We start from the raw sequence: 13261 nt of genomic DNA, 5'->3' as shown, positions 1-13261 counted from the left end.
CTCCGCACCCAACTGCACAGTTCGATCCTAGGGGGCTAGCGGCAGCTCACAAGGCGATTTCCGCAACGCACAATTCTTGTGCGACTGGCGCCCGTTTTTTGCGCAAGGTGCGATTTCGCGCCTCCGGCCCGAAGTCCCGTGCGGGGCGCCCCTTGTCCCCCCGCGGCTCGGCATGCTCCGTCGCCTCACCCCCCGTACAGGGCGGCGCGTTCAATCTGACGAGGCCCCATGAAGAAGATCGAAGCCGTCATTAAGCCCTTCAAACTCGACGAGGTGAAGGAAGCTCTGCAGGAACTGGGCGTGCAGGGCATGACGGTGCTTGAGGCCAAGGGCTATGGTCGCCAGAAGGGGCAGACCGAGCTCTATCGCGGCGCCGAGTACGTCGTCGATTTTCTGCCCAAGATTAAGATCGAGGTGGTGGTCGCCGACGACCAGCTCGACAGCGCCCTTGAGGCGATCACCACAGCGGCCCGCACCGGCCGCATCGGCGACGGAAAGATTTTCGTCTCCGAGATCATCGAGGTTCTGCGCATTCGCACCGGCGAAACCGGCGCGCTTGCCGTCTAAGATTCTGACCTATCACGCGAGTTAGGGGATAACCGCCATGACCACCGCCAAAGACATCCTGGATATGATCGCCGAGAAGGACGTCAAATATGTCGACGTCCGTTTCACCGACATCCGCGGCAAGATGCAGCACGTCACCTTCGACATCGATCTGGTCGATGACGACTTCCTGACCGACGGCACCATGTTCGACGGCTCCTCGATCGTCGGCTGGAAAGCCATCAACGAGTCCGACATGAAGCTGCGGCCGGACCTGAACTCGGCCTATATCGACCCCTTCTATCAGCAGACGACGCTCTGCCTGTTCTGCGACGTGCTGAACCCCGACACCAACACCCCCTACAACCGCGACCCGCGCTCCATCGCCAAGGCCGCCCTGAACTATGTGAAGGCCGCCGGCATCGGCGACACGGTCTATTTCGGCCCGGAAGCTGAGTTCTTCCTGTTCGATGACGTCCGCTGGTCGACCGCTGGCCACAACACCGGCTACGCCTTCGACTCCACCGAACTGCCGGTGAACTCGTCCAAGGAATATGCCGAGGGCAATATGGGCCACCGGCCCGGCCCCAAGGGCGGCTATTTCCCGGTCAATCCGGTGGACTCCGCCCAGGACCTCCGCGGCGAAATGCTGGCCGTCATGGGCGAGCTCGGCATGCAGCCCGAAAAGCACCACCACGAGGTGGCGCCCGCCCAGCACGAACTGGGTCTGAAGTTCTCCGATCTGCTGACCATGGCCGACCGGATGCAGCTCTATAAGTACGTCATCCACAACGTCGCGGCCGCCTACGGCAAGACCGCCACCTTCATGGCCAAGCCGATGTTCGGCGACAACGGCTCGGGCATGCACGTCCACCAGTCGATCTGGAAGGACGGCCAGCCCATGTTCGCCGGCGACAAGTATGCCGGCCTGTCGCAGGAATGCCTCTGGTACATCGGCGGCATCATCAAGCACGCCAAGGCCATCAACGCCTTCGCCAACTCCACCACCAACAGCTACAAGCGCCTGGTGCCCGGCTACGAAGCCCCGGTGAAGCTGGCCTATTCGTCGCGCAACCGCTCGGCCTCGATCCGCATCCCGCATGTGGACTCGCCCAAGGCCAAGCGTATCGAAGCCCGCTTCCCCGATCCGATGGGCAACCCCTATCTGACCTTCGTCGCCTTGCTGATGGCTGGCCTCGACGGGATCGAGAACAAGATCGATCCGGGTCCGGCCATGGACAAGAACCTCTATGACCTGCCGCCGCGCGAGCAGAAGAAGGTTCCGGAAGTCTGTGGCTCGCTGCGTGAAGCCCTGGAGAACCTCGACAAGGATCGCGCCTTCCTCAAGAAGGGCGGGGTCATGGATGACGACTTCATCGACAGCTATATCGAGCTGAAGATGGAAGAGGTGATGCGCCTGCAACTGCATCCGCACCCCGTCGAATTCGACATGTACTACAAGTGCTAAACCTCAAGGTCTGAGGTTAAGGTTGAAGGGCCGCGGCGCAAGCTGCGGCCCTTTTTCCTTCCACGGTCCTGCGCATTGATTTGTCTCAGCGCCCGATTCATACCGGGGCCTCCCGAATCGCCCCAGCTTCCGAGCCAATGTCCAAGGCCCCTCCCCAAGCCTCTCTCTTCGATGACGCCCTGAACCCGCCGGCCGCATCGCCGCTGGCGCAGAGCCATGAGCCACGCCCCAGCCCGCCGCCTCCGCCGACTGGCGAGGCGCCTCAGGCCGGCACGGCGGCAGGGGGCTACTCGGCCAAGGATATCGAGGTCCTCGAAGGGCTGGAGCCGGTCCGCAAGCGGCCGGGCATGTATATCGGCGGCACCGACGAGCGGGCCCTGCATCACCTGTTCGCCGAGGTGCTGGACAACGCCATGGACGAGGCCGTCGCCGGCCACGCCAAGTTCATCGAGGTCAACCTCGACGCCGACGGCTATCTGAGCGTCAAGGACGACGGCCGCGGCATTCCTGTCGACCCGCACCCCAAGCACCCGGGCAAGTCGGCCCTGGAAGTGATCATGACCGTCCTGCACTCCGGCGGGAAGTTCTCCGGCAAGGCCTATGAGACCTCCGGCGGCCTGCACGGGGTCGGGGTCTCGGTGGTCAACGCCCTGTCCGAACGGGTCGAGGTGAGCGCCTGGAAGGACGGGTTCGAGTGGCGCCAGGCCTTCGCCCGCGGCAAGCCGCTTGGCCCCATCGAAAAGGGCCAGCCGAGCCGCAAGCACGGCACGATGATCCGCTTCCTGCCCGATCCGCAGATCTTTGGCGAAGGCGCGGCCTTCAAACCCGCCCGACTTTACCGGATGGCCCGCTCCAAGGCCTATCTGTTCGGTGGGGTCGAGATCCGCTGGAAGTGCGACCCGGCCCGGATCCAGGACCAGACCCCGGCCGAGGCGGTGTTCCGCTTCCCCAATGGCCTGGCCGACTATCTCGCCGAGCAGGTGGAAAAGCTGGAGACTGTGACGCCCGAGCCCTTCGCCGGCCGCTTCACCCGCCAGGGCGAGGCTGGCGCCGTGGAGTGGGCGATCGCCTGGACCGCCGACGGTTTCGGTGAGGCCGACGGCTTCATGCGCTCCTACTGCAACACCGTCCCCACGCCCGAGGGCGGCACCCATGAGGCGGGCCTGCGCGCCGCCCTAACCCGCGGCCTGAAGGCCTATGCCGAGCTCACCAACGAGAAGCGCGGCGGCCTGATCACCGCCGAAGACGTCCTGGCCCAGGCCGGCGCCCTGATCAGCGTCTTCGTGAAAAATCCCGAGTTCCAGGGCCAGACCAAGGAACGCCTCTCCTCCAGCGACGCCCAGCGCCTGGTGGAGGCCGCCCTGCGCGACCCCTTCGATCACTGGCTCACGGCGCAGCCCAAGGCCGCCAGCACCCTGCTGGCCTTCGTCATCGAGCGCGCCGAAGAGCGCCTGAAGCGCCGAAAGGACCGCGACGTCGCCCGCGCCTCGGCCACCCGCAAGCTGCGCCTGCCCGGCAAGCTGGCCGACTGCGCCATCCAGGCCTCGGACGGCACCGAGCTGTTTCTGGTGGAGGGCGATTCGGCCGGCGGATCCGCCAAGCAGGCCCGCGACCGCCGAACCCAGGCCATCCTGCCCCTGCGCGGCAAGATCCTGAACGTGGCCTCGGCCGGCGCCGACAAGCTCGGCGCCAACAAGGAGCTCAGCGACCTGATGCTGGCCCTGGGGGTCCAGCCCGGCGTCAAGTTCAAGGAAGAAGACCTGCGCTACGAGCGCATCGTCATCATGACCGACGCCGACGTCGACGGCGCCCACATCGCCTCGCTGCTGATCACCTTCTTTTACCGCACCATGCCCGGCCTGATCCGCGCCGGACGCCTCTTCCTGGCCCTGCCGCCGCTGTACCGGATCAGCCATGGGGGAAAGACGGTCTATGCCCGGGACGACGCCCACCGGGAGGAACTGCTGGCCACCCAATTCAAGGGCAAGAAGCCGGAAATCGGCCGATTCAAGGGCCTGGGGGAGATGATGCCCGCCCAGCTCAAGGAAACCACCATGGACCCGGCCAAGCGCATCTTGGCTAGGGTGACCCTGCCCCGCTCCGAAGAGGCCGTTATCGACCTGGTTGAGGCCCTGATGGGCCGCAAGGCGGAACTGCGTTTCCGCTTCATCCAGGAAAACGCCGAATTCGCCACCGATGATCTCGATGTGTGAGCCTGGCGGCTCCAGACCATCAATCGGCGCCCCCGCCTTCAACACCACGTCTCATGCGTTGACTTGAAAGCGCTTACGCCTATGTTCCGCGGCGCGCCTCGATAACGACGCGCCTGCCGATCCGTGGCGCGAGGTTCGCGTCCGCTGATCTTAATTAGCCGCTGAATGACTGAATTTGCTTTTCTGGGCCTGTCGGAACCGACGCTCAAGGCCATAGCCGAAACCGGCTACACCACCGCCACGCCCATTCAGGAGGCGGCGATTCCTGTCGCCCTGGCTGGACGCGACGTCCTGGGCATCGCCCAGACCGGCACCGGTAAAACCGCGGCCTTTACGCTCCCGATGATCGACCGCCTAGCGGCGGGCCGCTCCAAGGCGCGGATGCCCCGCGCCCTGGTGATTGCGCCGACCCGGGAACTGGCCGACCAGGTCTCCATGTCGTTTGAGCGGTACGCCAAGTATCACAAGCTCAGCTGGGCCCTGCTGATCGGCGGCGTGTCTTTCGGCGACCAGGAATCCAAGCTCGACCGGGGGGTCGACGTCCTGATCGCGACCCCGGGCCGTCTTCTCGACCATTTCGAGCGCGGCAAGCTGCTGCTCACCGGCGTCCAGATGCTGGTGGTCGACGAGGCTGACCGCATGCTCGACATGGGGTTCATTCCCGACATCGAGCGCATCTTCAAGATGACGCCGCCCAAGCGTCAGGTGCTGTTCTTCTCGGCCACCATGCCGCCGGAGATCACCCGGCTGACCAAGCAGTTCCTCAATGATCCCACCCGGATCGAGGCCAGCCGTCCGGCCACCACCGCCGAGACCATCACTCAGTACATCACCGAACTTCCGGTTTCCGACTCCAAGGCCAAGCGCGCGGCCCTGCGCGCCCTGGCCGAGCGGGCCGACGTCAAGAACGGCATCGTCTTCTGCAATCGCAAGACCGAAGTCGACATCGTCGCCAAGTCGCTCAAGACCCATGGCTTCGACGCCTCTCCCATCCACGGCGACCTTGATCAAGCCACGCGGACCCGGACGCTGGAAAGCTTCCGCAAGGGCGAGTTGAAGCTGCTGGTGGCCTCCGACGTGGCCGCCCGCGGTCTGGACATTCCCGCCGTCAGCCATGTGTTCAATTACGACGTCCCTCACCATGCGGACGACTATGTCCACCGCATCGGGCGGACCGGCCGGGCTGGCCGGACCGGCGAAACCTATATGATCGTCACCCCGGCGGACTCCAAGTCCCTGGACAAGGTGTTGAAGCTGATCGGTCAGACGCCGAAAATGGCGCCGCTGGACCTCGATTGGGCAAGCCTGACCGATGAGCGCGGCCGGGGCGGCGGACGCAGCTCCAGCAGCCGTGACGGCGGCCGCCGTGGGGAGTCCCGCACGCCGACCCGCGGCCGACGTCCGGTTCGCGAGGACTCCGAGCCCCAGGCCGCGGAAGCTCCGGCGCCAGCGCCCCAGGTTGAGGCGCCCGCGCCTGCGCCCGCCGAGGTCGCCACAGCGACGCCGACAGTCACCCCGGAGGATCGTCCCCGCACCCGGAGCCGCACACGCGCCCGGCCGGAGAAGAAGGCCGCCGCGGCGCCCGTCGAGGTCGCCACGCCGCCTGAGCCGGTCGCTGCTGAGCCCGCCGCAGAGGATAGGCCCCCTCGCCGGACCGCCCGCACGACTGAGCGGCCGATCCGTGGGGTCAAGGCCCGCGACGAGGCTGACGACGCTCGCAATGGCGTTCGCGGCTTTGGCGGCGAGACCCCCGCCTTCCTGCTGCGCCCCACCCCGACCCGCGACGAGTAGTCTCTGCGACCCCCGTTATCGTTTTAACGGCTCGTTTGACTCTCGTTCGTAATGTGGCCGTGGAGATTGGGGCGGGGCCGCGAGAACCGCCGGGTGCTCGCGGAAGGCAGGGAAGACGATCAATGTCTCAGGAACTCGAGACCAGGCTCAGGGGCCCAGAGGGCTTTGGGCTGGCCCGAAAGGCCGTCGAGGAGATGGAACGCCATCGCGTCTGGCCGACCACGGTCAATTTCGAGCTCTGGATTCACTTTCTCGCCGATCCCGAGGGCGCCCTGGGCCAGGAAATGTCTCGGATGCTCTCGGCTGGGACCGCCTTCACCGACCTCGTCAGTGAAGGCCTCGCCGCGCAATATCTGCCCAAGGCCAAGCTGAACGAACAGATCCGGGACACTGGTGATCAGTTGAGCCGCGAACTGGCCTCGGTCTCTGCGGCCATCGATTCAGCCAAGCAATCGAGCATGGCCTACGGACTGACCCTGGCCACGGCCAGCCAGTCCCTCTCCGCTGAGAAGGATGTCGCCAGCCTGGAAGCCACGGTGAAGACCCTGGCCGGTGCGACCCAACGGGTGCAGTTGGAAAACCAGTCCCTGGAAAAACGTCTGAGTGAGTCCAGCAGTGAAGTCGCCCGGCTGCGCGAGCATCTGGAGCAGGTCCGCCGCGAGGCGACCACCGACGGCCTGACCAATCTCGCAAACCGCAAAGCTTTCGATGAAGAGCTCGAGCGGGCCTGTGTTGAGGCTGAGGAAGGCGGCGGCTTCCTGACCCTGGCCCTCATCGACATCGATCACTTCAAAAACTTTAATGACACCTGGGGCCATCAGACCGGCGATCAGGTCATCCGCTACGTCGCCAGCGTCATTGGCCGGGTGGGCGCCACCCCGCGCCTGGCGGCCCGCTATGGCGGGGAAGAATTCGCGGTGATCTTCCCCGGTGAAGATCGCCAGGCCGCCTCGATCGCCCTGGAGGAAATCCGCCAGGAAATCGGTTCGAGGGTGCTGAAGCGGCGCTCGACCAACGAGGATCTCGGCAACATCACCGTCTCGGCGGGCTTCGCCGAGCGGCAGCCGGGGGAATCAGCGCACAGCCTCATGGAACGGTCGGATGCTGCGCTCTATGCCTCTAAACATGGAGGCCGCAACCGCGTCAGCATGGCCGATCCCCTCTCCAACGCCGCCTGAGATACGGGTTCGCCCCCATTCCCTCCTTGGCTGACGCAACGTAGGTTCCTCCAGGATCACGCCTGACCCGCGCCGGAGGAACTTCCCATGACCTACAAGAAGATCAAGACCTCGGTCGCCGAGGGCGTGGCGGTGGTCACCCTCTCTGATCCCTCGACCCTGAATGCGGCGGGCCTCGACCTCATGGCGGAGCTTGACGACGCCATGGCGGGCTTCGCCAAGCCCGAGTCCGGCGTGCGCTGCGTGGTCATCACCGGCGAAGGTCGCGGCTTTTGCTCCGGCGCCAACCTGACTGGACGCGCCGATGCGCCGGCCGCCCAGGATCAGATGCAAGCCCAGGCGCGGGACTCAGGCAGCGCTCTGGAGACCATCTACAATCCCTTCGTCACCCGTCTGCGGGACTATCCCATCCCGATCGTGACCGCGGTGAACGGCGCGGCGGCGGGCATCGGCTGTTCCCTCGCCCTGATGGGGGATCTGATTGTGGCGGGGGAAAGCGGCTATTTCCTGCAGGCCTTCCGCCGGATCGGTCTGGTGCCGGACGGCGGGGCGACCTACCTGCTCAGCCGGCTGGTGGGCAAGGCCCGAGCCATGGAACTGACCCTGCTAGGGGAGAAGCTGCCGGCGGCCAAGGCCCTGGAGTGGGGCCTGATCAATCGCTGCGTGCCTGACGAAGAACTCATGGACACAGCCATGTCTCTGGCCCAGGCCCTGGCCACCGGGCCCAAGGCCCTGGGCTATATCCGCAAGCTGGTCTGGGACGGCCTCGACGCCGAGTGGGCCGAGCAGCTGCACGCCGAGCGGGTTGTTCAGCGCGAAGCCGGCCTGACCGAGGACTCCCGGGAGGGCGTCGTCGCCTTCCTGCAGAAGCGGCCAGCCCAGTTCCAGGGCCGCTGAGGCGGCGCTTAAGCCTCGGTGTCGTCCGTCTGCGGCACGATGGTGACGCTCTCGCCACAGCCGCAGGCGTCGGTCTCGTTCGGATTGCGGAAAACAAATTTGGACGACAGGGCCGTGGTCTCGTAGTCGACCACAGTGCCGATCAGGAACAGCACCGCCTTGGGCTCCACCAGGATGGTCACGCCCTTGTCCTGCACCACCTCATCCATGGGGTCGGCCGCTTGGGCGTACTCCAGGACATATTCCTGACCCGCGCAACCGCCGTTCTTCACGCCCACCCGCAGGCCAGCATAGGGCTTGTCCGCCCGGGCCATAATGTCGCGCACCCGATCAGCGGCGGCCTCCGTCAGGGAGACGACCTGAGGCCGGGGGCGGCGCACGCGGGGCGTTGGGGTCAAGTTGAGCTGTTCCATGATCAGGATATGGGGTCAGAACATGTTGAGTTGAAGCTTGGCTTCATCGGACATCCTTGATGGGTCCCATGGCGGGTCGAAAACCAGATCGACTTTGCACGAGCGTATGTCGCCAATTTCCATGACCGCATCATGCACCCAGCCCGGCATTTCCCCAGCCACCGGGCAGCCCGGGGCGGTCAGGGTCATGTCGATGGCCACGTCCTTATCGTCGGAGACATCGACCTTGTAGATCAGGCCAAGCTCGTAGATGTCGACCGGGATTTCCGGGTCATAGACCGACTTGAGCTTGTCGATCAGCTGATCGGTCAGGGCGTCGAGCTCCGCCTGGGACAGGGCCGTGGTGGCGGCGGTGGTTGCGGGGGCGTCATCCATGGCGTTCACGCGAAAAAGGTCTGAGTCTTGAAAAGGGCGGCGGCGAAGGCGTCAGCCTCCGCCTCGGTGTTGTAGAGGCCAAAGGAGGCCCGGGCGCTGGAGGTCACCCCAAACCGGCGCATCAGAGGCTCGGCGCAATGGGCGCCGGCTCGCACCGCGACCCCGTAGCGGTCGAGGATCTGGGCCACATCGTGGGCGTGAGCGCCCTCCATGGTGAAGGAGAGGATCGCGCCCTTGCCCGGCGCCTCACCGATGATCCGCAGCCAGTTGGCGCCGGAGAGCTGGTCAAGAACCCGGGCGTAGAGGGTCGCCTCATGGGCGGCGATGGCCTCCCGATCGAGACCGTTCAGCCACTCGATCGCCGCCCCCAGGCCAATGGCTTCGAGAATGGCCGGAGTGCCGGCCTCGAACCGGTGGGGCGAGTCGGCGTAGGTGATGGCCGCCTCGGACACGGTGGCGATCATTTCCCCGCCCCCCTGATAGGGCGGCAGATCAGCCAGACGCTCGGCCTTGCCGTAGAGGACGCCGATGCCGGTCGGTCCATAGAGCTTGTGGCCGGAGAAGACATAGAAGTCGGCGTCCAGCGCCTTGACGTCCACCACCTGGTGCACGACCGCCTGACAGCCATCGACCAGGGTGAGCGCGCCGGCCGCCCGAGCCATGGCGATGATTTCGGCGGCGGGATTTATGGTGCCGAGCACATTGGACATGTGGCTGAAGGCCACGATCCGTGTGCGGGGACCAATCATCTGCGCCATGGCCGTGAGGTCGAGCTCACCGGCTTCGGTGACTGGCGCAAAGCGCAGGACGACGCCCAACCGCTCACGCAGGAAGTGCCAGGGCACGATATTGGCGTGATGCTCCATCTGGGTGAGCAGGATCTCGTCGCCGGCCTTCAGGGTGCTCCCCAGGCCTGTCGCCACCAGGTTGATCGCCTCGGTGGCGCCCTTGGTGAAGACGACCTCATGGATTTCGGCGCCGATGAACCGCGCCACAGAGGCCCTGGCCTGTTCGAAGGCCTCCGTGGTCTCGTTGGCCAGGGTGTGCAGACCCCGATGCACATTGGCGTAGGACGTCTCCATCGCCCGGCTCATGGCCGAGATCACAGCCCGCGGCTTCTGAGCCGAGGCGGCGGAGTCCAGATAGACCAGCGGATGGCCGTTCACCTGCCGCTCCAGGATCGGAAATTCGGCGCGGACCGCCTCGACGTCGAACGCCATCAGCCCACCCGCCGTTCAGCGGCCCAGGCGCGGGCGACCTCGCGAGCGCCCTCATGGACGATCCGGTCGATGACCTCGCCGATGAAGGCCTCGGTCAACATGGCCCGGGCCTCAGCCTCGGGGATGCCGCGCTGCCGGGCGTAGAACAGGGCGTCTTCGTCCAGGGCGCCCACCGTATTGCCGTGGGCGCAGGCCACATCGTCGGCGAAGATCAGCAGTTCCGGCTTGGCGTTGACCTCGGCCCGGTCCGACAGCAGCAGGGCGTGGTGGCCCATCCGCGCGTCGGTGCGATCCGCCCCCGGGCTGACCGTGATGCGGCCCTGGAAGACGCCGCGGCCCTGGTCGGCCACCACCCCCTTGACCAGTTGATCGGTGGTCCCGTCGGTTCCGGCATGATTGACCGCTGTGGTCAGGTCGGCGTGACGGCGGTCGGCGACAAGATAGGCGCCGTCCATGCGAACAGCAGCCCCCTGCCCTGGATGCGCCACCCGGGTCTCCAGGCGCTGGCGGCGAGCGCCATCGGTGAGCGTCGTCTGGGCCAAGTCGGCGCCAGGGGCGAGATCCACCGTGGCGATGCTGACGCTGACGCCCTCGGCGTCGTCGCTGGCCAGGACGATGCGTTCCAGCCGCGCGCCGGTCTCCAGCTGGAAGCTCAGGGCGGCGTCGGCCAGATAGTCCGCGGCCTGGCCCTCGTAGGATTCGAGCAAGGTCAGATGCGCGCCGGGCGCGAGCCTGGCGGCGAGCTTCACCCCATGTCCAGTCGCCGCTGTGGCCGAGACGAAGCGCAGGCGCACAACCCGGGCCTCACCTTCGCCGAGGTTCAGCAAGCCGAGATCGCCGCGGACCTTGCCATTGACCACCAGCAGCACGGCTTCGCCGAGATCGCCGAAGGGCCCAGGACCCACGTCTGCGCTCACCTCAGGGGACGGCGCCGGCAGTTCACGGATCAGACCGCGCAGGTCTGTCCAGCGCCAGTCCTCGTCCCGACGGCTGGGCAGCTGCGACAGGTCCCGCGCCTCAAGGGCCAGTGAAAGGGTCAAGCGGCCCTCGCATACTTGTCATAGCCTTCCCGTTCCAGCTCGTGAGCCAGTTCGGGGCCGCCCGTGGCGGCGATGCGGCCGGCGGCCAGCACGTGCACCCTGTCCGGTCGGATATAGTCCAGGAGCCGCTGGTAATGGGTGATGACCAGCATGGCCCGATCAGGGCTACGCAAGGCGTTGACCCCATCGGCGACGATCTTCAGAGCGTCGATATCCAGGCCGGAGTCGGTCTCATCCAGGATCAACAGGCGCGGTGAAAGCATCGCCATCTGAAAGATTTCCATCCGCTTCTTCTCCCCGCCCGAGAAGCCGACATTCAGCGGCCGCTTGAGCATGTCGAAGTCCATCTTCAGCTGACCCGCCACTTCGCGGGCGCGCTTGATGAACTCGGTGGCGCTGATCTCCGGCTCGCCGCGGGCCTTGCGCTGCGCGTTCATGGCTGTGCGCAGGAAGGTCATGGCCGGCACGCCGGGGATTTCCAGGGGATATTGAAACGACAGGAAGACGCCCCGGGCGGCGCGTTCATTGGCCTCCAGGCTGAGCAGGTCTTCCCCATCGAGGGTGGCGCTCCCTTGCGTGACCTCATAGCCCTGACGGCCAGTCAGCACATAGGACAGGGTCGACTTGCCGGCGCCGTTGGGGCCCATGATCGCGTGGACCTCGCCGGCAGGCAGCTCCAGGCTCAGGCCCTTGAGGATCTCGGCGGCCTCGACGCGGGCGTGCAGGTTCTTGATCGACAGCATCAGCGGGTCTCGTCAGCCAGGAATTGCGCCATGATCAGCACCGCGTCCTCGACGCTTTCAGCGAACTGCTGCTTACGCGGCGCCGCCGAGGTGGTGGCGTTGCGCTTGTCCGAGGCCGTCACGCTTACCTGGCCGTCCTCGAAATAGGCCGCGATCCGATAGTCGGCGTGATCGAGGGTGACCGTGTAGCGACGGCGCTCCAGCCCGACGCCGCGGCTGGTCAGGAAATCGCTGTCCTGGGCCAGCGTCGCTTCGAGGTTTTCGGCGCGCGCCAGATCCTCCGCCTGCCGCTGCTGTTCGGCCGCCTCCCGGGCCAGGCGTTCGGCCTCCCGGCGGGCGTGTTCGGCTTCGAAGGCGGCTTTTAGAGTCATAGACAGGGTCCGAGCTTGATCATGGGTCATCCGACGGACCCTTCGAGAGAGATGGCGACGAGCTTCTGGGCTTCGACGGCGAACTCCATGGGGAGTTCCTGCAGCACGTCCTTGACGAAGCCATTGACCAGCAGCTGGACGGCCTCCTCCTGCGAGAGCCCCCGCTGCATCACATAGAAGAGCTGGTCGTCCGACAGGCGGGTGGTGGTGGCCTCGTGTTCAAACACCGACTGGCCGTTGCGGGCCTCGATATAGGGCACCGTATGGGCCGCGCAGGTCTTGCCGATCAGCAGGCTGTCGCACTGGGTGAAATTGCGCGCGCCCTTGGCCTTGGGGTGGGCCGAGACCAGGCCGCGATAGGTGTTGGACGACCGCCCCGCCGAGATGCCCTTGGAGATGATCCGCGAACGCGTGCCCTCCCCCAGATGGATCATCTTGGTGCCGGTGTCGGCCTGTTGGCGGCCATTGGTGATGGCGATAGAATAGAACTCGCCCACGCTGTCCTTCCCCCGCAGGACGCAGGAGGGGTACTTCCAGGTGATGGCAGAGCCGGTCTCCACCTGGGTCCAGGACACCTTGGAGCGATCACCCCGGCAGTCGGCGCGCTTGGTGACGAAGTTGTAGATGCCGCCCTTGCCGGTCTCGGGATCGCCTGGATACCAGTTCTGGACGGTGGAATATTTGATCTCCGCATCATCCAGGGTGACCAGCTCCACCACGGCGGCGTGCAGCTGGTTCTCGTCCCGCATGGGGGCGGTGCAACCCTCCAGATAGGAGACGTAGGCGCCCGCATCAGCAATGATCAGGGTCCGCTCGAACTGGCCGCTCTCGGCAGCGTTGATGCGGAAGTAGGTCGACAGCTCCATCGGGCAGCGCACGCCCGGCGGCACATAGACGAAGCTGCCGTCGGAAAAGACCGCGCTGTTGAGGCAGGCGAAATAATTGTCCGAGGCCGGAACCACCGTGCCCAGGTACTTCTTCACCAGCTCGGGATGCTCGCGCACGG

At 65.9% G+C, this 13261-nt stretch carries 13 protein-coding genes; 6 read left to right on the top strand and 7 right to left on the bottom strand.

Annotated elements, in window-relative coordinates:
• Nucleotides 1-228: 228 nt before the first annotated feature.
• The 6 genes from Q7V15_RS01200 to Q7V15_RS01175 all read left to right on the top strand — a co-directional run bounded on the left by Q7V15_RS01200 (nucleotide 229) and on the right by Q7V15_RS01175 (nucleotide 8093).
• On the top strand, nucleotides 229-567 hold the full coding sequence (locus tag Q7V15_RS01200) for a P-II family nitrogen regulator (RefSeq protein ID WP_293317003.1): 339 nt from the start codon (nucleotides 229-231) through the stop codon (nucleotides 565-567).
• 37 nt (nucleotides 568-604) lie between these two features.
• Nucleotides 605-2014, top strand: a complete 1410-nt coding sequence (gene glnA / locus Q7V15_RS01195) for a type I glutamate--ammonia ligase (RefSeq protein WP_304753149.1) — start codon at nucleotides 605-607, stop codon at nucleotides 2012-2014.
• 137 nt (nucleotides 2015-2151) lie between these two features.
• Nucleotides 2152-4227 carry a DNA topoisomerase IV subunit B gene (parE, locus tag Q7V15_RS01190; protein WP_304753147.1) on the top strand — a complete coding sequence of 692 codons (2076 nt, stop codon included), beginning with the start codon at nucleotides 2152-2154 and terminating at the stop codon, nucleotides 4225-4227.
• Nucleotides 4228-4392: 165 nt separating this feature from the next.
• A complete protein-coding gene (locus Q7V15_RS01185; RefSeq protein ID WP_304753144.1) occupies nucleotides 4393-6018 on the top strand; it encodes a DEAD/DEAH box helicase in 1626 nt (541 codons plus the stop codon).
• Between the two features lie 122 nt (nucleotides 6019-6140).
• Nucleotides 6141-7196, top strand: a complete 1056-nt coding sequence (locus Q7V15_RS01180; RefSeq protein WP_304753142.1) for a diguanylate cyclase domain-containing protein — start codon at nucleotides 6141-6143, stop codon at nucleotides 7194-7196.
• 87 nt (nucleotides 7197-7283) lie between these two features.
• The gene (locus tag Q7V15_RS01175) at nucleotides 7284-8093 is read left to right on the top strand and encodes an enoyl-CoA hydratase/isomerase (RefSeq protein ID WP_304753140.1); all 810 of its coding nucleotides are present in this window, start codon (nucleotides 7284-7286) and stop codon (nucleotides 8091-8093) included.
• An 8-nt stretch (nucleotides 8094-8101) separates the two neighbouring features.
• On the opposite strand, the gene Q7V15_RS01170 is transcribed toward Q7V15_RS01175, so the two are convergent.
• The 7 genes from Q7V15_RS01170 to sufB form a co-directional block, all read right to left on the bottom strand.
• Nucleotides 8102-8506, bottom strand: a complete 405-nt coding sequence (locus Q7V15_RS01170; RefSeq protein ID WP_304753138.1) for an iron-sulfur cluster assembly accessory protein — start codon at nucleotides 8504-8506, stop codon at nucleotides 8102-8104.
• A 15-nt stretch (nucleotides 8507-8521) separates the two neighbouring features.
• A complete protein-coding gene (locus Q7V15_RS01165) occupies nucleotides 8522-8881 on the bottom strand; it encodes an SUF system Fe-S cluster assembly protein (RefSeq protein ID WP_304753135.1) in 360 nt (119 codons plus the stop codon).
• Nucleotides 8882-8886: 5 nt separating this feature from the next.
• Entirely contained in the window at nucleotides 8887-10101 is a 1215-nt protein-coding gene (locus Q7V15_RS01160; RefSeq protein ID WP_304753132.1) for an aminotransferase class V-fold PLP-dependent enzyme, read from the bottom strand.
• Nucleotides 10101-11141 (bottom strand): Fe-S cluster assembly protein SufD, encoded by a 1041-nt coding sequence (gene sufD / locus Q7V15_RS01155; RefSeq protein WP_304753129.1) that lies wholly within the window; start codon nucleotides 11139-11141, stop codon nucleotides 10101-10103. The genes Q7V15_RS01160 and sufD overlap by 1 nt, the downstream gene beginning before the upstream one ends.
• The gene (gene sufC / locus Q7V15_RS01150; RefSeq protein WP_304753127.1) at nucleotides 11138-11884 is read right to left on the bottom strand and encodes a Fe-S cluster assembly ATPase SufC; all 747 of its coding nucleotides are present in this window, start codon (nucleotides 11882-11884) and stop codon (nucleotides 11138-11140) included. Before sufC ends, sufD begins: the two co-directional genes overlap by 4 nt.
• Entirely contained in the window at nucleotides 11884-12255 is a 372-nt protein-coding gene (locus Q7V15_RS01145) for a hypothetical protein (protein ID WP_304753125.1), read from the bottom strand. Before Q7V15_RS01145 ends, sufC begins: the two co-directional genes overlap by 1 nt.
• A 26-nt stretch (nucleotides 12256-12281) precedes the next feature.
• Nucleotides 12282-13261: Fe-S cluster assembly protein SufB (sufB, locus tag Q7V15_RS01140; protein WP_304753122.1), on the bottom strand; the 980-nt coding region annotated here is incomplete at its 5' end.

Source organism: Phenylobacterium sp. (assembly GCF_030651755.1).
Lineage (GTDB): Bacteria > Pseudomonadota > Alphaproteobacteria > Caulobacterales > Caulobacteraceae > Phenylobacterium.
The sequence above is the reverse complement of the archived record's forward strand: the minus strand, read 5'-3'. Positions and strand labels throughout refer to the sequence as shown.